Source organism: Streptomyces sp. NPDC002776 (assembly GCF_053592195.1).
Window position 1 is genome coordinate 211,708 of record NZ_JBSFVG010000001.1, and the last position, 21,812, is coordinate 233,519.

General features: G+C 71.3%; 17 protein-coding genes. 6 read left to right on the forward strand and 11 right to left on the reverse strand.

The window, feature by feature from the left end; translation table 11 throughout:
- Positions 1 to 285: 285 nt before the first annotated feature.
- Positions 286 to 2,193, reverse strand: coding sequence for a translational GTPase TypA (gene typA / locus ACWD11_RS00995; protein ID WP_389415109.1), 1,908 nt, complete (start codon positions 2,191 to 2,193; stop codon positions 286 to 288).
- Between the two features lie 195 nt (positions 2,194 to 2,388).
- On the reverse strand, positions 2,389 to 4,548 hold the full coding sequence (locus ACWD11_RS01000; RefSeq protein WP_389415621.1) for an ABC transporter family substrate-binding protein: 2,160 nt from the start codon (positions 4,546 to 4,548) through the stop codon (positions 2,389 to 2,391).
- Between the two features lie 323 nt (positions 4,549 to 4,871).
- Here ACWD11_RS01000 and ACWD11_RS01005 point away from each other — a divergent pair, with 323 nt between their 5' ends.
- Genes ACWD11_RS01005 through ACWD11_RS01020 form a run of 4 tightly spaced genes read left to right on the forward strand, consistent with a single transcriptional unit; the run spans position 4,872 to position 8,731 of the window.
- The gene (locus tag ACWD11_RS01005) at positions 4,872 to 5,162 is read left to right on the forward strand and encodes a hypothetical protein (RefSeq protein ID WP_389415110.1); all 291 of its coding nucleotides are present in this window, start codon (positions 4,872 to 4,874) and stop codon (positions 5,160 to 5,162) included.
- 19 nt (positions 5,163 to 5,181) lie between these two features.
- A complete protein-coding gene (locus ACWD11_RS01010) occupies positions 5,182 to 6,003 on the forward strand; it encodes a hypothetical protein (protein WP_389415111.1) in 822 nt (273 codons plus the stop codon).
- Positions 6,003 to 7,955 (forward strand): fumarate reductase/succinate dehydrogenase flavoprotein subunit, encoded by a 1,953-nt coding sequence (locus ACWD11_RS01015; RefSeq protein ID WP_451280517.1) that lies wholly within the window; start codon positions 6,003 to 6,005, stop codon positions 7,953 to 7,955. Before ACWD11_RS01010 ends, ACWD11_RS01015 begins: the two co-directional genes overlap by 1 nt.
- The gene (locus ACWD11_RS01020; RefSeq protein ID WP_389415113.1) at positions 7,952 to 8,731 is read left to right on the forward strand and encodes a succinate dehydrogenase/fumarate reductase iron-sulfur subunit; all 780 of its coding nucleotides are present in this window, start codon (positions 7,952 to 7,954) and stop codon (positions 8,729 to 8,731) included. The genes ACWD11_RS01015 and ACWD11_RS01020 overlap by 4 nt, the downstream gene beginning before the upstream one ends.
- On the opposite strand, the gene ACWD11_RS01025 is transcribed toward ACWD11_RS01020, so the two are convergent.
- Entirely contained in the window at positions 8,723 to 9,646 is a 924-nt protein-coding gene (locus ACWD11_RS01025) for a class I SAM-dependent methyltransferase (protein WP_451280519.1), read from the reverse strand. The two genes, ACWD11_RS01020 and ACWD11_RS01025, sit on opposite strands and share 9 nt — an antisense overlap.
- Positions 9,647 to 9,816: 170 nt before the next feature.
- Here ACWD11_RS01025 and ACWD11_RS01030 point away from each other — a divergent pair, with 170 nt between their 5' ends.
- The gene (locus tag ACWD11_RS01030; protein ID WP_389415115.1) at positions 9,817 to 11,274 is read left to right on the forward strand and encodes a hypothetical protein; all 1,458 of its coding nucleotides are present in this window, start codon (positions 9,817 to 9,819) and stop codon (positions 11,272 to 11,274) included.
- A 67-nt stretch (positions 11,275 to 11,341) separates the two neighbouring features.
- On the opposite strand, the gene ACWD11_RS01035 is transcribed toward ACWD11_RS01030, so the two are convergent.
- The 8 genes from ACWD11_RS01035 to ACWD11_RS01070 form a co-directional block, all read right to left on the reverse strand.
- Complete coding sequence (locus ACWD11_RS01035; protein ID WP_389415116.1) at positions 11,342 to 13,981, reverse strand: SpoIIE family protein phosphatase; 2,640 nt, start codon at positions 13,979 to 13,981, stop codon at positions 11,342 to 11,344.
- A 259-nt stretch (positions 13,982 to 14,240) separates the two neighbouring features.
- Positions 14,241 to 14,666 carry an ATP-binding protein gene (locus tag ACWD11_RS01040; RefSeq protein WP_389415622.1) on the reverse strand — a complete coding sequence of 142 codons (426 nt, stop codon included), beginning with the start codon at positions 14,664 to 14,666 and terminating at the stop codon, positions 14,241 to 14,243.
- A 168-nt stretch (positions 14,667 to 14,834) separates the two neighbouring features.
- A complete protein-coding gene (locus ACWD11_RS01045; RefSeq protein ID WP_389415117.1) occupies positions 14,835 to 15,239 on the reverse strand; it encodes a (deoxy)nucleoside triphosphate pyrophosphohydrolase in 405 nt (134 codons plus the stop codon).
- 33 nt (positions 15,240 to 15,272) lie between these two features.
- Positions 15,273 to 15,464 (reverse strand): SPOR domain-containing protein, encoded by a 192-nt coding sequence (locus tag ACWD11_RS01050; protein WP_389415118.1) that lies wholly within the window; start codon positions 15,462 to 15,464, stop codon positions 15,273 to 15,275.
- A gap of 328 nt (positions 15,465 to 15,792) precedes the next feature.
- Positions 15,793 to 16,545, reverse strand: a complete 753-nt coding sequence (locus ACWD11_RS01055; RefSeq protein WP_389415119.1) for a GntR family transcriptional regulator — start codon at positions 16,543 to 16,545, stop codon at positions 15,793 to 15,795.
- A 147-nt stretch (positions 16,546 to 16,692) separates the two neighbouring features.
- Positions 16,693 to 17,868, reverse strand: a complete 1,176-nt coding sequence (locus ACWD11_RS01060; protein ID WP_451280523.1) for a DUF4190 domain-containing protein — start codon at positions 17,866 to 17,868, stop codon at positions 16,693 to 16,695.
- A 245-nt stretch (positions 17,869 to 18,113) separates the two neighbouring features.
- Positions 18,114 to 19,685 (reverse strand): S8 family peptidase, encoded by a 1,572-nt coding sequence (locus tag ACWD11_RS01065; protein ID WP_389415121.1) that lies wholly within the window; start codon positions 19,683 to 19,685, stop codon positions 18,114 to 18,116.
- A gap of 280 nt (positions 19,686 to 19,965) precedes the next feature.
- Positions 19,966 to 20,796: an oxidoreductase gene (locus ACWD11_RS01070; protein ID WP_451280525.1), complete on the reverse strand. Its 831-nt coding sequence runs from the start codon at positions 20,794 to 20,796 to the stop codon at positions 19,966 to 19,968.
- Positions 20,797 to 20,891: 95 nt separating this feature from the next.
- Here ACWD11_RS01070 and ACWD11_RS01075 point away from each other — a divergent pair, with 95 nt between their 5' ends.
- Positions 20,892 to 21,803: a LysR family transcriptional regulator gene (locus ACWD11_RS01075; protein ID WP_451280527.1), complete on the forward strand. Its 912-nt coding sequence runs from the start codon at positions 20,892 to 20,894 to the stop codon at positions 21,801 to 21,803.
- Positions 21,804 to 21,812: the final 9 nt, after the last annotated feature.

The window sequence follows — 21,812 nt, forward strand, 5'->3', positions numbered from 1 at the left end:
TCGCCAAATGCATCAACGCGCGTCAAGGGCGTAAGACATAGGGATCTCCCTACCGTCAATATTTTGAGCAAAAATTGCAAAGATTGACACCTGCGCGCGCTTGACAAGTGAGACGGCAAACCGTCAAATCAGACATTTAAGTTCAATTTTGCCGTTTACACGTCCGAAACTTGAGTTCCGGAGCACCGATATTCGAACAAGGGTTACGGGCCGCTGAAGCCGAGGCTTCGGCGCACGACCAGAAGCCCCTCGGCGGCTGCCGAGGGGCTTCTGTGTGAGGGTGCGTCAGCCGTGCTTGGCTCGGCTCGCGGCGCGGGCGCGCTCGCGGGCGTCCAGGTTCACCTTGCGGATGCGAACGGCCTCCGGGGTGACCTCGACGCACTCGTCGTCGCGGCAGAACTCCAGCGACTGCTCCAGGGAGAGCTTGCGCGGCGGGACGATCGCCTCGAACGAATCGGCCGAGGACGACCGCATGTTGGTGAGCTTCTTCTCCTTGGTGATGTTGACGTCCATGTCGTCGGAGCGCGAGTTCTCGCCGACGATCATGCCCTCGTACACCTCGGTGCCCGGGTCCACGAAGAGCACGCCGCGCTCCTGGAGGTTCGTCATCGCGAACGCGGTGACGGCACCGGCGCGGTCGGCGACCAGGGAACCGTTGTTACGGGTCTGGAGCGTGCCGAACCAGGGCTCGAAGCCCTCGTGGATGGAGTGGCCGATACCCGTACCGCGGGTCTGGGTCAGGAACTCGGTGCGGAACCCGATGAGTCCGCGGGACGGCACCACGAACTCCATGCGGACCCAGCCGGAGCCGTGGTTGGACATGTTGTCCATCCGGCCCTTGCGGACGCCCATGAGCTGCGTGACCGCGCCCATGTGCTCCTCGGGCACGTCGATCGTCATGCGCTCGACCGGCTCGTAGACCTTGCCGTCGATCTCCTTGGTGACGACCTGGGGCTTGCCGATGGTCAGCTCGAAGCCCTCGCGGCGCATCTGCTCGACCAGGATGGCGAGCGCGAGCTCACCACGGCCCTGGACCTCCCAGGCGTCGGGGCGCTCGGTGTCGAGGACGCGGAGCGAGACGTTGCCGATCAGCTCGCGGTCGAGGCGGTCCTTGACCTGGCGGGCGGTGACCTTGCGGTCCTTGACGGCCGCCTTGGCGTCGGCGCCCTTGCCGGTGCCGCCGCGGCCGACCAGCGGGGAGGTGTTGGTGCCGATGGTCATGGAGATCGCCGGCTCGTCGACCGTGATCAGCGGGAGCGCGACGGGGTTCTCGGGGTCGGCGAGGGTCTCGCCGATCATGATGTCCGCGATACCGGCGACGGCGCAGATGTCACCGGGGCCGGCCACCTCGGCGGGCCTGCGGGTGAGCGCCTCGGTCATCATCAGCTCGGTGATGCGGACGTTGCTGATCGTTCCGTCACGCTTGATCCACGCGACCGTCTGGCCCTTCCTGAGCTCGCCCTGCTCGACCCGCAGCAGCGCGATACGGCCGAGGAAGTTGTCGGCGTCCAGGTTGGTGACGTGCGCCTGCAGCGGGGCGGCCTCGTCGTAGGTCGGGGCCGGGACGTGCTCCAGGATGGTGGAGAAGAACGGCTCCAGGCTGGTCGAGTCGGCCGGGACGGTGCCGTCCTCCGGCTTGGTCAGCGAGGCGATGCCGTCACGGCCGCACGCGTAGACGATCGGGAACTCGATCTGGTCCTCGTCGGCGTCCAGGTCGAGGAAGAGGTCGTACGTCTCGTTGACGACCTCGTCGATCCGGGAGTCGGGCCGGTCCGTCTTGTTGATGCACAGGATGACCGGCAGCCGCTGCTGGAGCGCCTTGCGGAGCACGAAGCGGGTCTGCGGCAGCGGGCCCTCGGAGGCGTCCACGAGCAGCACGACGGCGTCCACCATCGACAGGCCGCGCTCGACCTCACCGCCGAAGTCGGCGTGGCCGGGGGTGTCGATGATGTTGATGGTGATGACGTCGCCGCCATCCTTCGGGTGGTACTTGACGGCCGTGTTCTTGGCCAGGATCGTGATGCCCTTCTCACGCTCCAGATCGTTCGAGTCCATCATGCGGTCGTCGAGGGACTCGGCGGCGTGCGCGGCGAAGGAGCCGGCCTGCTTGAGCATGGCATCGACGATGGTCGTCTTGCCGTGGTCGACGTGAGCGACGATGGCGACGTTACGAATGTCGTGGCGCGTGGCCATATTGCGGCGTTCTCCCGGAGTGTGAGGACGGCCTGCGCGTACCTAGGTGTTACGCGGGCCCTGCCGGGCTTGACATGCCACGGCCTCACCCCATGGTACGGGGCCCACGGTGTGCAAGCGCGCCGGGATACATCCGTGCAGGTGAACGCGGGTTTACGGGGCCGACGGCGACCGTCGGCCCCGTAAAAGTCACCCCTACTTCTTCGACGGGCCCGCCGCCGGTCGCGCGCCCTTCTTCACGAAGCCCATGTCCTCGTAGACCGGGGTCTGGAAGCCGAAGGCACCCGCGTTGGCCAGGTTCTTCCTCGCCGCCGTCAGCTGAGGGCGCTGGTAGAGCGGGATCGAGCCGGCCGCGGCCCAGATCCTCGAGTCCGCCTTGCGGATGAGGCTCTTCGTTTCGCCCTCGTTCAGCGTGGAGACAGCTTGGTCGAACAGCTGGTCCACCTGGTCGGTGCCCACCCGGGTGTAGTTCTGCTCGACGTTCAGGGAGCCGTCGGCGGCCGGGACGGGCTTGGCGTAGATCGGGCGGGCGTCGGTGGCCGGGAAGGCGGAGGCCGGCCAGGAGTACAGCGCCAGGTCGTACTCGCCGGAGGCGATGTGGTCCTTGAAGTAGCTCTCGTCCGACACCTTGGACAGCTCCGTGCGGATGCCGACCCGGTCCAGCATCCGCCGGATGCGCTCCGCGACCGTCTGCAGCGTCTGCGAGCCCGGGCCCGAGGGGAGCACGAAGCGGAGCGTCAGGGCCTTGCCGTCCTTGGCCAGCGCTCCGGCCGCGGCGCCCGCGGGAGCCGCCGTGCCCTTCGGGGCGTACGCGCCCGGCGCGCCGCCCTGCTTCAGCTCGTGCCGCTTCTTCTCCCGGTCCGCCTCGGCGGGCGCCTTGTCGTCACCGACGATGTACGTGCCGTCGTCGCCGCCCCCGGACTCCTTCTCCTTCTCCTCCTTGCTCTCCTTGCTCTCCTTCTTCTTCCCGCTGTCCTGCTCGCCCTCGGCGCCTGCGGCCTTCTCGTTCTTCTTCTGCTTCACCGGTCCGCCGCGCACCCACCCGGCGTCCGCGAGCAGCGCCTGGGCCTCCGCGGTGTCCTGGCCGCCCAGCGCGCCGCTGTTGTCGGCGTAGGCGGCCTGTCCGGCGAGCGCCAGATGGCTGCCGACGGGCTCCGCGGGCAGTCCCAGCGGCTTCAGGACGGCCCCGGCGAGCTCCTTGCGGTCCAGCGCGCGGGCCACCGCCCGGCGCACCCGCTCGTCGGCGAGCGGACCGTCGGCGCCGTTGAGGGCGAGCTGGGTGAAGGCGGGCTCCAGCGAGCGGCGCACCTCGAAGCCGCGCAGGGCCTGCTGGCGGCGTTCGTCCTTGGTGAGCGCCCGGCGCTCCTTCTTGCGCGCGCTGATCTCGTCCTCGGCCGCCTCCTCGTCGGAGCCGTCGCTGCCGGGGCCGGCCAGGGGGGTGGCGCTCTGGCGCGGGGTGGCGGCGCCGTTGCCGCCGGCGCGGGCGGCGAGCCCGATCCGGCGGACCGTCTCGGGGTCGATCTCGGCCAGGTCGAGCGTGCCGGCGGTCAGCGCCGCGGCCCGCTTGTCGCGGGGCACCGCGCGCAGCACGATCTCGTTCAGCTTGGCCTGGCTGCCCCACCAGCGCGGATTGCGGGTGAGGGTGATCTCGTCGTCCTCGCGGTCGACCTTCTTGACGGAGAAGGGTCCGGCGGTGACCTTGAGCTTGCGGCGAGCGCCGTCGTTGAAGGCGTCCGGGGTGCCCATGACGTCCTTCGGGTACAGCGGCGAGAACAGCGAGCGCCAGTCGGCGTAGGGCCGGGCGAAGGTGACCTTGACCTCCAGGTCGTTGGCCCCGCGCTCGATCCGCTCGATGCGCTCGTAGCCTGCGTTGCGCGCGGTCCAGTAGGCGGAGTCCTTGCCGGACAGGGCGCGCCACTGGGCGGCGAAGTCGGCGGCGCCGATCTCGCGGCCGTCGCTCCAGACGGCCTGCTGGTGGAGCTTGTACAGCACGACCTGCCTGGGCTCGGTCCCGACGACCTTGGCGGACTCCAGGTAGTCGGGGTTCAGTTCCGGGCGCCCGCGCTCGTCGAGGCGGAACATCGACGGCAGGACGGCCTGGGCGACCCGGGTAGTGGTGGCGTCGGCGTCGGCCTGGAAGGTGTTCAGGGTCTCCGGCACCGAGTCGACGGCCCAGCGCAGGGTGCCGCCGTCGGCGACCAGGGAGCGGGCGGCGGGGGCGATGTCCTGCCCGGCGAGCGGCTTGCCCGCGGGGTCCTCGGAGGCGCAGCCCGCCAGGGCGGTCACCGCGAGCGCGCCCGCGGTGAGGAAGATGACCGAGCGCAGCGCTCCGCGGGAAAGGCCGTGCGGGGCCATCGGTTGTCTGCGGGCGCGTCGTGGCTGGTCGGACATCTCTGCTTACCTCCGTGAGCCGCGGGGGTTATGATCACTTTTGGCGGTATATGGTGCTGATCACATCTATGCGGCCACTGAAGAGGAAAGGGTTCGGCAACGGGCGGCGACACGGCGGGCCACGCCGGGAACCCCACCCGTGCGGCGCAACGCACCACGCGATGCACCTATGCGCCTCGGCCAATCGGTGCACATCCCTTCACAGCGACAGGTGTGACGCGCGACACTCGCAGGCGCATGAACGTTGCCACCCACGGCCGCGCGGCCGACGGAAGCGAGGTCACGTCATGTCCGTGCACGACGACCTGACAGCACTGCAGCGGTGCCTCGACGACCTGAACAGGTCGGTGAGCCGTCTGGAACAGCAGCTCGGAAGCGACGGTCTGGACATCCGCCGCGTCCGCACCGACTGCGATCACCTGCGCGAGAGCGTGGCCCTGCTGCGCGCGGCGGCCAGCGCCCCCGCGGCACAGAAGCGCCCCGATCTCGTCACCATCCCCGACACCCCGTACGACGACTCTCTGTGGATCGACACGGACGACGAGGGTCTAGGCGCCCGGGACCGACGAGCCCCCTGAACCCGACCGGAGTCAAACGTTGGCCACTGGTACGGAACCCCATCTGAACAGCGGCGGTGTACGCAGCGGTACGCGCGCCGCGATCACCGCCCCGCATCTGCGGACCGACCGCTGGTGGCTGGCGCCCGCCGCCACCGCGGCCGGTCTGCTGGCGTTCATCGTCTACTCGACCTGGCGCGCGTTCGCCAACGCCGACTACTACGCGGCGCCCTATGTCTCGCCGTTCTACTCCCCCTGCCTCGCGGAGAACTGCGAGCCGATGCGCAACGGCCCCAACTGGGAGATCTTCGGCAGCTGGTGGGGCCTCTCGCCCGCCGTCCTGATCCTGATCTTCCCGCTGGGCTTCCGGCTGACCTGCTACTACTACCGCAAGGCCTACTACCGGGGCTTCTGGGCCTCCCCACCGGCCTGCGCGGTGGCCGAGCCGCACAAGAAGTACTCCGGTGAGACCCGCTTCCCGCTGATCCTGCAGAACATCCACCGGTACTTCTTCTACGCCGCGATCCCGGTCGCCGGCATCCTGACGTACGACACCGTGCTGACCTTCCGCGACGAGCACTACGCGTGGGGCCACATGGGCCTCGGCACCCTAGTGTTCCTCGTCAACATCGTGCTGATCTGGGCGTACACGATCTCCTGCCACTCCTGCCGGCACATCGTCGGCGGCAAGCTCAAGCACTTCTCCAAGCATCCCGTGCGCTACCGGATGTGGCAGTGGGTCGGCAAGCTCAACGCCCGGCACATGCTGCTCGCCTGGTCGTCGTTGGTGAGCGTGGCGCTCGCCGACTTCTACGTCTATCTCGTCGCGTCCGGTGCCTTCGACGATCCGAGGTTGTTCTGATGTCCGTGGTGGACCGGCAGGAGTGGGACGTCGTCGTGGTCGGTGCCGGGGGTGCGGGCCTCCGGGCGGCCATCGAGGCACGCGAGCGGGGCGCCCGTACGGCGGTGATCTGCAAGTCGCTGTTCGGCAAGGCGCACACGGTGATGGCCGAGGGCGGCATCGCCGCCGCCATGGCCAACGCCAACGAGCACGACAACTGGCAGGTCCACTTCCGCGACACCATGCGCGGCGGCAAGTTCCTCAACCAGTGGCGGATGGCCGAACTGCACGCGCAGGAGGCCCCGGACCGGGTGTGGGAGCTGGAGACCTGGGGCGCCCTGTTCGACCGTACGAAGGACGGCCGGATCTCCCAGCGCAACTTCGGCGGCCACGAGTACCCCCGGCTCGCGCACGTCGGCGACCGCACCGGCCTGGAGCTCATCCGCACGCTGCAGCAGAAGATCGTGTCCCTGCAGCAGCAGGACTTCAAGGAGACCGGCGACTACGAGTCCCGGCTGAAGGTCTTCCAGGAGTGCACGGTCACGAGGGTGCTGAAAGACACAGCATCCCATAGCGGCTCCGCCGCGGGCCGCGTCTCGGGCGTCTTCGCCTACGACCGTGAGACCGGCCGTTTCTTCGTGCTGGAAGCGCCCGCCGTGGTGATCGCCACCGGTGGCATCGGCAAGTCCTTCAAGGTGACGTCGAACTCGTGGGAGTACACCGGCGACGGCCACGCGCTGGCGCTGCTCGCGGGAGCGCCGCTGCTGAACATGGAGTTCGTGCAGTTCCACCCGACGGGCATGGTCTGGCCGCCCTCGGTCAAGGGCATCCTCGTCACGGAGTCCGTCCGCGGCGACGGCGGGGTGCTGCGGAACTCCGAGGGCAAGCGGTTCATGTTCGACTACGTCCCGGACGTCTTCAAGGAGAAGTACGCCGAGTCCGAGGAAGAGGGCGACCGCTGGTACGAGGACCCGGACAACAACCGGCGCCCTCCCGAACTGCTCCCCCGCGACGAGGTGGCCCGTGCGATCAACTCCGAGGTGAAGGCGGGCCGCGGCTCCCCGCACGGCGGGGTGTTCCTGGACGTCTCGACGCGGATGCCCGCCGAGGTGATCAAGCGCCGGCTGCCGTCCATGTACCACCAGTTCAAGGAGCTGGCGGACGTGGACATCACGGCCGAGGCGATGGAGGTCGGGCCGACCTGCCACTACGTGATGGGCGGGATCGCGGTCGAGTCCGACACGGCGGCGGCCCGCGGGGTGCCGGGGCTGTTCGCGGCCGGTGAGGTCGCGGGCGGGATGCACGGCTCCAACCGGCTCGGCGGCAACTCGCTCTCCGACCTGCTGGTGTTCGGGCGCCGGGCGGGCTGGCACGCGGCCGAGTACGCGGCGGCCCTCGCCGTGGAGCGCCCCGAGGTGGACGACGCCCAGGTGGACGCCGCGGCGGCCGAGGCGCTGCGCCCCTTCTCCGCGGAGAGCCCCGACGAGGCCGCGCCGGAGAACCCGTACACCCTCCACCAGGAGCTCCAGCAGACCATGAACGACCTGGTCGGCATCATCCGCCGCGAGGGCGAGATGGCGCACGCGCTGGAGAAGCTGGCCGAGCTGCGGGTCCGGGCCCGGCGGGCCGGGGTCGAGGGGCACCGGCAGTTCAACCCGGGCTGGCACCTCGCCCTGGACCTCAGGAACATGCTGCTGGTCAGCGAGTGCGTGGCGCGGGCCGCGCTGGAGCGCACCGAGTCGCGCGGCGGCCACACCCGCGAGGACCATCCCGGCATGGAGCGCACCTGGCGCAACGTCAACCTGCTGTGCCGGCTGGCCGACCCCACCGGCGGTCTCGCGGCGACCGACCCGGAGCGCGGCCAGATCGACCTCGGCCGCGAGCACACCGACCCCATCCGCCCGGACCTGCTCGCCCTCTTCGACAAGGAGGAGCTGGTCAAGTACCTCGCCGAAGAGGAGCTGTACGAGTGAGCAGCTACGAGGCCCGCTTCAAGGTGTGGCGGGGTGACGTCGGCGGCGGCGGCCTCGAGGACTTCAGGATCGAGGTGAACGACGGCGAGGTGGTGCTGGACATCATCCATCGCCTCCAGGCCACCCAGGCCCCGGATCTCGCCGTCCGCTGGAACTGCAAGGCGGGCAAGTGCGGTTCGTGCTCGGCGGAGATCAACGGCCGGCCGCGGCTGCTGTGCATGACGCGGATGTCGGTGTTCGACCGCGAGGAGACGATCACCGTCACTCCGCTGCGCGCCTTCCCGGTCGTCCGGGATCTCGTCACGGACGTCGGCTTCAACTACACCAAGGCGCGCGAGATCCCGGCCTTCGTGCCGCCCGAGGGGGTCGGCCCCGGCGAGTACCGGATGATGCAGGAGGACGTGGACCGCTCACAGGAGTTCCGCAAGTGCATCGAGTGCTTCCTGTGCCAGGACACCTGCCATGTGGTCCGTGACCACGAGGAGAACAAGCAGGCGTTCGCCGGGCCGCGCTTCCTGATGCGGGTGGCGGAGCTGGACATGCACCCGCTGGACGCCGCCGCCGAGTCCGGCCTGGACCGCAAGAGCAGCGCCCAGGACGAACACGGCCTCGGTTACTGCAACATCACGAAATGCTGTACGGAGGTCTGCCCCGAGGGCATCAAGATCACGGACAACGCGCTGATCCCGTTGAAGGAGCGGGCCGTGGACCGCAAGTACGACCCGCTGGTGTGGCTGGGGAACAAGATCCGGCGGCGGCCCGCGTCCTCAGGCTGAGGCGGCCCGCAGGTACCCCGAGTGCGCCACCTGGCCCAGGAACCTGAACCGGGTGTCCGTGATCATGTGCTTCTCGAACGCCTCCTTGATCCCGGGCCACTTGGGGTGCCCGAAGTCGTCGAGTACGACGATCCCGCCCGGTGCGACGATCTGCTCCGCCCACTCCAGGTCGGCGGCGACACCGGCGGCGGAGTGGTCGCCGTCGACGATGACCACGCCGTAGGAACGGTCCGAGACCAGGGACCTGACCTCCGGGTCCTCGGAGAAGCCGGGCTGGATGCGGGCGGCGGCACCGGCCGCTCCGGCGAGGCTCAGATTGGTGCGCACGGCGGCCAGGTCGACCGGGGTGCCGGAGGCGTCGTGGCCCATGGTCGCGCCGGGCTGGAGCTGGGTCCCGGCGAGCGGGTCGACGATGGTCAGGCTCGGCGCCCGCCCGGCACGCTCCGACATCCGGATGAGCGCGGCGCCGAACATCCCGTACAGAGTGCCGATCTCGAGGATCTCGTCGTTCGGGGCGTCGAGCAGCGGGACCGCGGAGAGCTTGCCGACGATGTTCATGGTGCCGCCGGCGATCCGTCCGACGCCGAGCGCCTCCAGCGCGATGAGCAGCCGGAACGCCTGGGCGACCGTGCGCTCGCAGGCCTGCCGTTCGGCGCCGGTGACCTGCTCCAGCTCGGAGATGGTGGTGTTGAGATGGGAGGCCGAGGGCAGCCGGGACGCGCCCCGCCCGGTGCCGTCGAAGAACAGCTCCAGGGGACGCTGCCGGTTGCGCAGCGTTCTCAGTTCCTTCTGGAGCGCGTCCTTCGAGGCGATCTCGACATGGCGGCGGACCTGTCGCTCGATGCGCTGGTCGATCAGCTGAACGATCGGACGCAGGGCCCGTCGAGCGGCCTTGCTGGTGATTAGCGTTCGCATTGGTGGACGGTAGGTCGCTCATAGCCCCTCCACAACAAACAAAAGGGTGCGTCGAGTTAAATCACATATGACGTTCCGGTCACGACATGTTCACCTCACCCAGGTTTCGCCGCCCGTGTCCCGGACGCCCCCGGTCGCGTACTCGGATTCCTCCTCATACGCTCCGAAAGGTGACCTCACCCTTGATCCGGGGCCGGCCTCGGCGGGCCACGGGGCGGATATCCGTGCTGGTGGCGCATGCCGTGGTGGGTGTGCTGATCGCCGTGGCGTGGCTGGTGTGGCCGGGGATGACGTCGGGGCCGAAGGCTCCGGTCGCGGTCGGCTCGCAGCGGCCCCTGGCGAGCGCCTCCGCCCAGCAGGAACCGGCGGACTCCGCCGCCGGTGATCTCGTGCTGCCGCTCGTCGCGGCCGTGGCCGCCGTGGCGGTCGCCGGGTACGGCTATCTGCGGCGCACCCGGCGGGCGCGCACCCGGACCACTCCCGGCGGTGAGCCCGCCCGGACGGCCGGTCCGCCCCTCGCCGAGCTCGACGAACGGGCGCGGCAGCTCCTCGTCGACGCCGACGAATGGGTGCGCACCAGCCGGGAGGAGCTCTCCTTCGCCGAGGCCCGGGCGGGGGCCGAGGCCGTGGCGCCCTGGGCGCGGGCCCTGCACGACGCCGAGACCGAGCTGGCCTCCGCCTTCCGCATGCGGCAGCGCTACGACGACGGCGTCCCGGAGGACGAGACCCGGCGGCGCCAGGTGCTCGCGGGGATCGTCGGGCGGTGCGAGGAGGCGGGGCGACGGCTGGACGCGGAGGCGGCCGGGTTCGATCAGCTGCGCGGGCTGGAGGGGGATACGCGCGGCGCGCTGGAGGTCGCGGAGGCCCGGTTCCGGGAACTGACCGCCCGTACGGGAAGCGCGGACGCCACGCTCGTCGAGCTCGGCGAGCGGTACGGTCCCGCGGCCGGGGCCGAGGTGTCCGGTTACGTCGAGCTGGCCAAGGACCGGCTGGTGTGCGCGACCTCCCGGCTCAACGAGGCCCGGCAGGGCGCGGACCTGGGCGAGACGGCGCGGGCCGTACGGAACCTGCGGGCCGCCGAGGGAGCCGTCGCCCAGGCCGCCGTGCTCATCGACGGCGTCGAGCGCCGTGCGGCGGAGCTGGCGACCGCGGCGGGGCTCGTCGCGCCCGCGCTGACCGGCGGGGAGGCCGAGATCGCCGGGGCGCGGGAGCGGGGCCGCTCCGACGCCCGGATCAGCCATGCGGACGGTGTCCTGGCGGAGGTACGGGAAGAGGTGACCGGGGGGCCGTACGACCCGATGGACGCCCTGCGGCGGATCGTGCGGGGTGTCGTGCCGGTCGCGGACGGGCGGGCCGGGGTGCTGGCGGCCGCCGCGGCGCTTCTGGCCCGCAGCTCCACCGAGGCGGCGGAGGACCACATCGCCACGCACCGCGCGGCGGGCTGCACTCCCCGCACCCGGCTGGCGGAGGCCCGGCGCCTCCTCACCACCAACCCCGGCCTCACCGACCACCTCACCGCCGACGCCCTGGCCCGCCGAGCCCGCGAACTGGCGGCCCAAGCCCACGACCCACCCACCCCGACACCCCCAAGCTACGGCGGCCCCCACACCCACACCCGCCGCGAGTGACCGGCGTGGGGCCCTTACCCGGCCCCCGGCCTCACCGCCGCCGGCTTTCGCACTCCGCCGGTGAGGGTCAGAAGAGGCTCAGGAGGGCCTCTGCTGGGTCTGTGAGGCCTGTTTCGCCGTCGGGGAGGGGGAGTTCGAACCAGACCGTCTTGCCGCGGGGGGTGCGGCGGGAGCCCCAGGCCGCGCTCAGCAGGCCCACCAGCTGCAGGCCCCGGCCGCCCTCGTCCGTGTCGCGGGCCCTGCGGCGGCGGGGCTGGACCAGGCCGGCGTCCCAGACCTCGCAGACCAGGGTGCGGTCGAGGAGGAGGCGGAGGCGGATGTCGCCCTCGCCGTAGCGCAACGCGTTCGTCACCAGCTCGCTGACCAGGAGTTCCGTCGTGTCGACCAGGGGCTCCAGGTCCCAGCTCTGGAGCCGGCCGCGGGCGTGCTCACGGGCCCGGCCCACGCTGCGCGGCTCGCGCGGCAGCGTCCAGTCGCCGACGGAGTCGGCGGGCAGGCCCTGGACCCGGGCCATGAGCAGGGCGATGTCGTCCTCGCCGTGGTGGGTGTCGAGGGTGTTGAGGACGTGGTCGCAGACGTCCTCCAGGGGGCGGGAAGGGTCCGTCAGGGCGCCGACGAAGGCTTGCAGGCCCTCGTCCAGGGGGTGGTCACGGCTTTCGACCAGTCCATCGGTGTAGAGCGCCAGCAGCGCGCCTTCGGGCAGTTCGACCTCCACCTCCTCGAAGGGCTCCCCGCCCACCCCGAGCGGCATGCCCGGCGGTACGTCCAGCATCAGCGCGTCCTCGCCCGGCTCGACCAGGACGGGCGGCAGATGGCCCGCGTTGGCGAAGGTGCAGCGACGGGTCACCGAGTCGTAGACCGCGTACACGCAGGTCGCCAGGTAGACCTCGGACAGGTCGGCCTCGCGGGGGCGGCGCGCGGCGCGGGTCGCCTGCTGGACGCCTCCCGGCGCACCGAGGCCCCGCGCGATCTCGTCCAACGCGCTGAGCACTTCCGCCGGTTCCAGGTCCAGCAGTGCCAAGGTCCGTACGGCCGAGCGGAGTTCGCCCATCGCCACCGCGGCGCGCAGGCCGCGCCCCATCACGTCGCCGACCACCAACGCCGTACGGTGTCCCGGTAGTTCGATCACGTCGAACCAGTCGCCGCCCACCTCGCTCGGCCGGTCCGCGGAGGAGGCGCCCGGCAGATAGCGGCAGGCGATGTCCAGCCCCGCGGCGACCGGGTCGCCCGGCGGCAGCAGGGACCGCTGCAGTATCAGCGCCCGCTCGTGCTCCCTGCGGTACAGCCGGGCGTTGTCGATGCACACCGCCGCCCGCGCCGCCAGCTCCACCGCCAGATCCCGGTCCCGGTCCCCGAACGGCTCACTGCCCTTGGTCCGGGAGAACTGCGCCAGCCCTACGACGGTGTCGTGGGCGACCATCGGCACCGCCAGCGTGGACTGCACGAGCCCGCCCTCCTCCGCGGGCACGGACCGCGGGCGGGCGGTGCGCAGGGCGTCCGCGCACGGGGAGTTGAAGGGGTAGTGATGGACCGCGCCGACCGCGACCGCCGCGCCGCCACCGACGAAGGGCGCGTCGGAGACCGCGCTGGCGAAGGCCACCCGGCGCAGTTCCGCGCTGCCGTCGGCGAGCCCGGGCGGGGTCTCGTCGCCGGCCAGCAGGCCCTGGTAGAGGTCGACCGTGGCCAGGTCGCAGAAGCCGGGGACGACGACGTCGAGCAGTTCGCGGGCCGTGGTCTCCAGGTCGAGGGAGTTCCCGATCCGGGCGCCGGCCTCGTTCAGCAGGGCGAGATTGCGCCGTGCCGCGGCGGCCTCGCGGGCGGCGGCCCGACGGGCCGTGATGTCGGTTCCGAGCCAGGCGATGCCGATGGGCCGGCCGGAGCCGCTGTGCACCCGGTAGAGGTTGATGGACCAGTGACGGCGCTCGTCCGACTCGGGCAGGAAGCCGGTGACGTGCATGTCCGTGATGGAGTCGCCGGTCTCCAGCACCCGGCGCAGGGTGGCGGTGACCCGATCCGCCTCCGGCCTCGGCAGATAGTCGTGGACGCCCTTGCCCCGGTGGTCGTCGGGGGTGCCGCCGAAGAGCGAGGCGAACCGCTGGTTGGCGCGGCGCACCCGCAGGTCGGTGTCGATCAGCAGGAAGCCGAAGGGAGATTGGCCGAATATCGCCTGCGAGGCGGCGAGGTCGGTCTCGATCCTGCGCAGGGTGCGCACATCGACGACGATGCAGACGGCCGCCTTCTCGCCCTCCTCGGTCCGCGTCGGCATGACGTAGACCTCGGCGAGCGCCTCCTCGCCGCGCCCGCCGGTCTCCGGGTCCGGCTTGCGGAAGGGGACGACTCCGGTCCACTCCCGGCCGTCCAGGATCTCCGCCATCTTGCGGTGGCCCTGCTCGCGCCGGTCGGGATCGATGAACGCCGCGATGGGGTCCATCCCGACGGCGCGCTCCGCGGGGATGCCGAACAGCTGCTCGGCGCGCAGGCTCCACTGCTCGACGAGACCGTCGGGGCCGATGGAGAAGGACGCGACCCGGATGTAGTCGTACATGGAGCCGGGCGGGCTGCTCTGCCAGATGCCGTCGGAGGCCGGTTCGTCGCCGGAGGCGCGCGTCACGTCGGCCGCGGCGCCCCTGTCGGCAGCCGTGGCCGCCGCCCTCGCGCCGCCCGACGGGTCCTCGGACTCCGTGGCCTTCGCTGGTATCTCGCTCACGCGAACCGTCCCCTCCAGCTCACCGCGTCCGGCACCGGTCACCGGAGGCGGCTGCCCGCAGTATCCAGCACTACGGCGCCGCACGACACGGTGTTCACGATCACAGCACGTTCCCGATCGTTTTTGGACCGGACCGCGGAAACACTTCCACTCTTCTAACCAGCCGACACGCTGTCGAATCACCGACTCGGACAGCCGCCAGTGGCCTGAACCAGTCCGTCTACAGGGCCCGGCGGACCGTACAGCGTCCGGACCCGTTTCAGGGCACCGCGAGCTCGAACCAGACCGTCTTCCCGGCGCCCCCGGGGCGGGTACCCCAGCGGCGCGAGGAATGGGCGACCAACTGCAGACCGCGGCCGCTCTCGTCCTCGGGGGCCGCGATCCGTTCGCGCGGGAAGCCGGGGATCGGGTCGGAGACCTCGACCAGCAGGACACCGCCCAGACGGGCGGGGCGGACCAGGCGGACGCCGATGGGGCCGGTGGCGTGCCGCAGGGCGTTGGTGACGAGTTCACTGACCAGGAGGGCCGCGATGTCGGCGAGGCTGTCCAGGTCCCAGTCGTGCAGTCGGCCGCGGACGGCGGAACGGGCGGCACGGACGGCGCCCGGTTCGGCGGAGAAGGTCCACTCGACGCAGTCGCCTTCGGTGTCGATCACACCGATCACTTCCCAGGCAGCGTGTCCTATTTCACGGGGTTAATGGGCACATACCCGATTTTTGGGAGCTCGTATCGCCGGGATGGGGGCGTTGGAGCACGAACGGCGTACGCCGTGTTCCGAGTGCGCCTGCGAACTCGGGGTGGTGTGGTGGTGCGCGTGCGGCGCCGTCGTGGCTTGTCGCAGTTCCCCGCGCCCCTAAGGGAGTCCCAGGCGCCCTTCGATCTGCTGTACCGCCGGGACGTCCTGGGTCAGCCACTCCACGTCCCACAGTTCCGCGGGAGTCAGCCAGCGCAGGTCGTCGTGGTCCTGGAGGGGCTGCGGGGCCGGGGAGCCCGGGCGGAGGCGGGTCGTCCAGATCTGCAGGACGTACGGGGCGCGCAGCGGCCACTCGCCCGGGACCCGCTCCAGCGGTTCCGTCTCCACGCCGAGTTCCTCGCGCAGTTCGCGGACCAGGGCCGCCTGCGGGGTCTCGCCCGGTTCCACCTTGCCGCCGGGGAGTTCCCAGCGGCCGGCCAGCTCGGGCGGGGCGCTGCGGCGCGCGGCGAGGAGGCGGCCGTCGTCCAGGAGGGCGGCTCCCACCACCACGATCGGTTCCGTCATGCGCCGGAGCCTACGGGAACCGGGGGGCGCACCTCAGTCGGCGGTGTCGGTGCCCCCTTGGGCGATCCGCTCGACCCAGTAGAGCTGCTTGTGGCCGCGGGAGTCGAGGCTGTCCGCGGTCTTCTGGGCCTCGGCCCGGGTCGCGTACCGGCCCACGCGGTACCGATTGCCGTTGTCGTCCTGTCGTATGACGAGCCAGGGAAGAGTGATCGTGCTGTCGTTCATCACGCCCCACCGCTCCTTCCCGCACCGGGCCCGAGTCCCGCTCGCGGCCTGTGCCGTGCCCCGCCCGCCAAGGAAACCGCAATCCGCATATGCCCGAGCCTACGCCTAACCTTTACGCAGCGAATACGGCTTTTTACAAAGAGGTACGCAACCGGCCAGGGCACAGGGGGCGCACGGGGTCGACCGCGCCCCCCGCGCACGCCGACGCATCAAGTCAGCGGCATGCCGGACACATCGGGGACGACCTGCGAGAACGACCAGATTCCAACCCCCGTGGAACGGGCGCGGGTTGGGTCGGTGCCGGGGGCAACTGCCCCGGGGTTGTGCGCTACTTCACGGGCAGGTGGTAGGCGATCCGGTAGCGGTCAGCGGGGACGACCACATCGGCGGTCTCCACGGGGCGGCCGGAGGCGTAGTAGGTGCGCTGGATGACGACGACGACATGGCCGGGGACGCCGCCGAGGGCGTGCAATTCCTCGGCGAGGCCGGGGCGGGCGCCGACCTCCTCGGTGACGTTGTCGACGATGACGTCGATGGCGCGCATCCGCTCGACGACGCCCATGCCGCCGAGCGGGCCCTCCTCGGGCAGCATCACGGGGGTGCGGCCGGTGACCGCGAGGGGCTCCCAGGAGGTGGAGAGCATCATCGCCTCACCGGCCTCGCGGAAGAGATAGCGGGTGCACATGACCCGGTCGCCGGGCTTGATGGCGAGCCGCTCGGCGACCGCCACGCTCGCCTCGGCCTGCTCACTGCTGGACTCCCAGGTGCCGCGCGCCGCGCCGTCGGCCTGCTCCTGCCGGAACGGCGTGGCCCCGCCGGCGGGGCGGTACCCGGAGCGGGCGATCCGGCGGGGCACCGGGCGCTCGCGCACATACGTCCCGGAGCCGGAGCGGCCCTCGACCAGGCCCTCGGCCATCAGCACCTTGCGCGCCTCCAGGGCGACGGTGTCCGATACGCCGTACTCCTCGCGGATCCTCGCCTGGGAGGGGAGGCGGGTGTGCGGTGGCAGCGAACCGTCGGCGATCTTCTTGCGGAGATCACCCGCGACACGCAGGTACGCCGGCTGCTCACCGAATGTCACTGGCCGCTCCCATCAGGTTGTACAGACAGCAACAGCGTGGCAACCGTGGGTTGTGCCATGCAAGCAAAGGCCAGAGAATCACTCGATGTGATGACTTCTGCCCGCAGCAGCCTTTACGCAGGCACTTTCTCCCCGCTATAGCCGCGATCACACATCGAGTCCCCCGCTGCCCGGACTCTCGCTCCCGTCGTCGTACTCCTCGTCGTAGGACGGCACGGTGGTGGCGAGGCCCAGAGCCTCGCGCGCGGTGACTGTCGTCGGGCCGTCGACGTACTCCCAGCCGGTGTCGTAGTGCTCGTAGAAGGTGTCCGCGTCCCCCGCGGCGGCCGCCTTCTCCCAGGACGTGCGGGCGTCCTCCATCTCCGCGACCAGGCCGGCGACCGGCTCCTCGGCCGCGGACGGCCAGCCGTGTGCCTCCAGCGCCTCGATCTGCTCGCCGAGCACGGCCTCGACGTCCTTCGCCCAGTCCTGGTTGACCGGCAGGTCGTCCTCGGGGAAGTCCTCCGGCTCCTCGTAGAGCACGTCGTCGACGGCCTTCATGGTCTTCAGGAAGGCGATCTGGTCCGCGTCCAGGGTGGTCTCGTCGTTGCGCAGCGAACCGGTGAGGGTGCCCTCGTCGTCGGTGCTGCCGAACAGGCAGGTGATCTCGCGGTCGCCGAAGCGCCAGCTCCGGCTGGTCGGGACGAGATAGGAGACGCCCGCGTCGTCCGGTACGGCCCAGGGGTCCATGGCGTACTCGGCTTCCAGCGCGTAGCACTTGTCCTCGGCGGTCCGGGTCACCGAGTCGTCGCCCGGGAACGGTCCGGCGGGCAGCGTGACGACGGCGAACACCTCGCCGTCGTGCCGGCCGGCGCACGGCACCTCCTCCACGTCATAGGTGGCGCCCTCCAGGGAGCCGGACGGGGAGTCGAAACAGTCGCCCTCGGCGAGGGCGTAGGCGGTGCCGTCCTCGCTCGCCGCGTCCTTGAAGCCCTCCCAGGCGTCGGAGGCGACACCGGTGGACAGCGTCACCGTCCACAGGGCGAGCCCGACGGACGACAGCACGGAACCGGCGATCGCCATCCCCTTGCCGCGCTCGCCCTTCTTCTTGATCTGACCGAGCGCCACCAGACCGAGGACCAGGCCCACGGCCGGCAGGAAGCAGAGGATGCCGAGGACCAGGGCGGCGATGGCGACGCCGTTCACGGGCGCGGGACGGCCGTAAGGCCCGTACGGGTGGTAGGGGTACGGCGCGTACGGGCCCGGCGGGTACGGTCCCTGGGGTCCCGCGGGGTCCTGGGGCCCGGGTGGCTGGTAGGGCCCGTGGGGCGGGGGTATCGACACGAGGACCGTGCTCCTGTTTCGGGCGGCGGGGCCGGGCTGCGGGGCCGGGCGGCGCGGAACTGACGTACGACGGAATGCACGCGCATGGTAAGCGCGGCCGGGGCGGGCGCGGAATGCGGGCCGCAAAGGGGACGATCCAGGCAGCCCTTTTTCGCCGTGCCCGGAAACGCGACTCGTCCTCGCCGCGGGCCGGGGAACGGATCCCAGGCCGTGCGACGAGGACGAGTTTCAGCGAACGGTGAGCGTCAGAACTGGAGCGCCCAGGCGTCGATCCGCCCGGTGTCGTAGGTGGCGTTGTCGCTGACCCGGAGCTTCCACGTGCCGTTGGCGGCCTCGGAGGAGGCGTTCACCGTGTACGTGGTGTTGATGTTGTCCGCGCTGCCGCCGGTGCCGTAGGCCTTGAGGGTGTAGGCCGTGCCGTCGGGGGCGATCAGCTGGACCTGGAGGTCACCGATGTAGGTGTGGACGATGTTGACCTGGACCGCCAGCGCGGAGGGCGCGTTGCCGGAGACGCCGGAGACCGTCACCGGGGACTCGACCGTGGCGTTGTCGCCGATCGTGTAGTCACCGGTGTTCTCGAAGCGCGGTCCGGGCGGGTTCGTGGTGCCACCGCCGACGTGGAGCAGCCGGTTGGGCGAGCCGGTGCCGGGGCTGGTGACGACGTTCGGGGTGGCCGCTGTCGTCAGGGCCGAGGCGACCTGCGCGGGGGTGGCCGCGGGGTTGGCGGCCAGGTGGAGCGCTGCCGCGCCGGCCACGTGCGGGGTCGCCATCGACGTACCGGAGATGGTGTTGGTGGCGGTGTCGCTGGTGCTCCACGCCGAGGTGATGGACGAGCCGGGCGCGAACAGGTCGAGGACCGTGCCGTAGTTGGAGTAGCTGGCCCTCGCGTCCGAGGAGGTCGTGGCGCCGACCGTGATGGCCTCCGTCACGCGGGCGGGGGACCTGGTCGAGGCGTTCGTGGACTCGTTGCCCGCCGCCACGGCGAAGGTGACGCCGGAGGCGATGGCGTTGCGGACCGCGGTGTCGATCGCGGTGTCCGCCCCGCCGCCGAGGGACATGTTGGCGACGGCCGGCTTGACCGCGTTCCGGGCGACCCAGTCGATACCGGCGACGACCTGCGCGGTCGTACCGGAACCGGAGTTGTTCAGCACCCGGACGCCGACGACCCGCGCCTTCTTGGCGACGCCGTAGGCGGTACCGGCGACCGTGCCCGCCACGTGCGTGCCGTGGCCGTGGCCGTCCTGGGCGGTGTTGTCGTTGTCGACGGCGTCGTAGCCGTAGGAGGCACGGCCGCCGAAGTCGCTGTGGGTGATGCGGACGCCGGTGTCGATGACGTACGCGGTCACGCCCTGCCCGGCCGTGTCCGGGTAGGTGTACGAGCTGTTCAGCGGGAGGTTGCGCTGGTCGACCCGGTCCAGGCCCCAGGAGGGCGGGTTCGGCTGGGTCGCGGTGATGCTGAAGGTACGGTTCTGCACGACGGAGGCGACGGCCGGGTCGGCGGCGAACTTCTTCGCCTCGGCCGCGGAGGCGTCCACCGCGTAGCCGTTGAGCGCCTTCGTGTAGGTGCGCTCGATGTCGGCGCCGTACTTCTTGGCGAGCGCCCGGCCTTCGGCCGAGCCCGCGCGGGCCTCCGGCTTCAGGGTCACGATGTAGCTCTCGGCCACGGCGTTGGCCGCGCCCGCGTACAGGACACGGCCCTCGTCGGCGGTCGGGGCGGCGCCGGCGGGGAGGGCGGAGACGAGACCCGCGGTCAGGACCGCGGAGGCGGCCACACTGATCGCGGCCAGTCTTCGCCGGGTAGAACGCATCACTGCCATCTGAGGGGTCCTCCTCAATCGGTGGTGCGCTGGTGGGGGGCGGTGCAGGCACGCCGAAGTCCGCCCGAATGGGCGTGATCATGTCAACTTGCATCCCGGGCGGACTCGGTGCACCCGCCGAAAGATTGAGGCTTCCACAGGAATTGCACAAGGGCCCTGCACGGACGTAACACACGTGCCATGTGCCAGACATGACACGCGGTCATCCCGCGCAGGGCCCTCGTCCCGGCTGTTCCCGCCCGTCCGTCCCGGCGGTTCCTGCTCTCTGTCCGGGCTGTTCCTACTCGTCGAACGCGGTCGCGCGGGTGTGCTTCTCCCAGGCGACGACGTCCTCGCGCACCTGGTCCAGATGACCGAGCACGGCGTCCACCGCGTCGGCTCCCAGCGGCAGCCGCAGCGGGGTCCGCTCGGCCCGGAGCGCGGCCAGGACGGCGGCCGCGGCCTTCGCCGGGTCACCGGGCTGGGAGCCGTCGCCGCCGGAGACGAAGCCGCGGGTCCGGCTCACCTTCGGGTACAGCCCGCTGTCCGCGCTGGCCCCGGCCCGGTCCGCCGCGAAGAGCGAGGTGCGGAAGGCACCCGGCTCCACGATCAGCACCTTGATCCCGAACTCGGCGACCTCGTCGGCGAGTCCCTCGGACATGCCCTCCAGGGCGAACTTCGTCCCGCTGTACAGGGAGAAGCCCGCCAGGGACATCTGCCCGCCCATGCTGCTCATCTGCACGATCGCCCCGGACCGCCGCTCCCGCATGTGCGGCAGCACGGCGCGGGTGAGGGCGGCCGGTCCGAAGACGTGCACGTCGAACAGGTCCCGCAGCTCCTGCTCGGTGGTCTCCTCGAAGGCGCCCACGTGGGTGCGGCCCGCGTTGTTGACCAGGACGTCGATCCGCCCGTGCCGAGCGAGGACGTCCCGGACCGCGGCCTCGGCGGCGGCGGTGTCGCCGACGTCCAGGCGCAGCGCCTCCACCTGGTCCGGATGGGCGGCCACCAGCTCGTCCAGCGCCTCCGGGCGCCGTACCGCGCCGACCACCACATCGCCCTCCGCCAGCGCCGCCTCGGCGATCGCCCGGCCGAACCCGCTGCTCGCACCCGTGATCAGCCACACCTTGTTCATCACAGCTCCCCGTGGTCCCGTCAGTCGCAGTCGGCTTGCGTGAACAAGGCTGCGGGATGGGCGAGTTGCCCGTCCAAGACCTACGGTGATAACCGATGGGCATGACGACGGACGTTCATGTGCGCGACCTCCGCTACTTCGTGACGGTGGCGGACGAACTGCACTTCACCCGCGCCGCCGAGCGCCTGTACGTCTCCCAGCCCGCCCTCAGCAAGCAGGTGCGCGCGCTGGAACGGCAGTTGGGCGTGGCGCTGTTCCACCGGGGGCCGGGGGGCGTCACGCTCACCCCGGCCGGTACGGCCCTGCTGCCGCACGCCCGGCGAGTGCTGGACGCCTGGACGGACGGGTCGGCGGCGCTGGAATCGGCGCGGGCCGCGGCGCGCGGGACGCTGGTGGTGGGGATGAGCACCAGTCCCGGACGCGGCGGACTGCTGCCCGCGGTCCGGTCCCGGTTCACGGCCGCGCACCCGGACACCGTGCTGCGGCTGCGCCAGGTGAGCTGGGACGATCCCACGGCGGGGCTCGCGGACGGTGAGGCGGACGTGGCCTTCGTGTGGCTGCCGCTGCCCGACGCGGGCCGCTACGACTGGGTCGTGGTCGCCGAGGAGCCCCGGCTGGTCGCCCTCCCGGAGCGCCACCGGCTCGCCGGGCACGCGGAGATCGACCTCGCCGACCTCTTCGAGGAGCCGTTCCTCGCGCTGCCCCCGAGCGCGGGGCCGCTGCGGGACCACTGGCTCGCGATGGACGAACGCGCGGGGCGTCCGCCCCTGATCGGCGCGGAGATCGCGGGGACGGAGGAGACGTACGAGGCGCTGGTGGCGGGGCTCGGGGTCTGCCTGGTCGCCACCGGGAACGCTCCGCTGATCACGCTGGGCGGGGTGACGACCCGTCCGGTGCGGGGGCTCTCACCGAGCCGGTACGCGCTGGCATGGCGACGGGAGGACGGGGGGCGGGCGGCGGTACGGGCGTATGCGGAGGTGTGCGCGCGGGTGGTCGGGGGGCTGTGACGGGCGGGG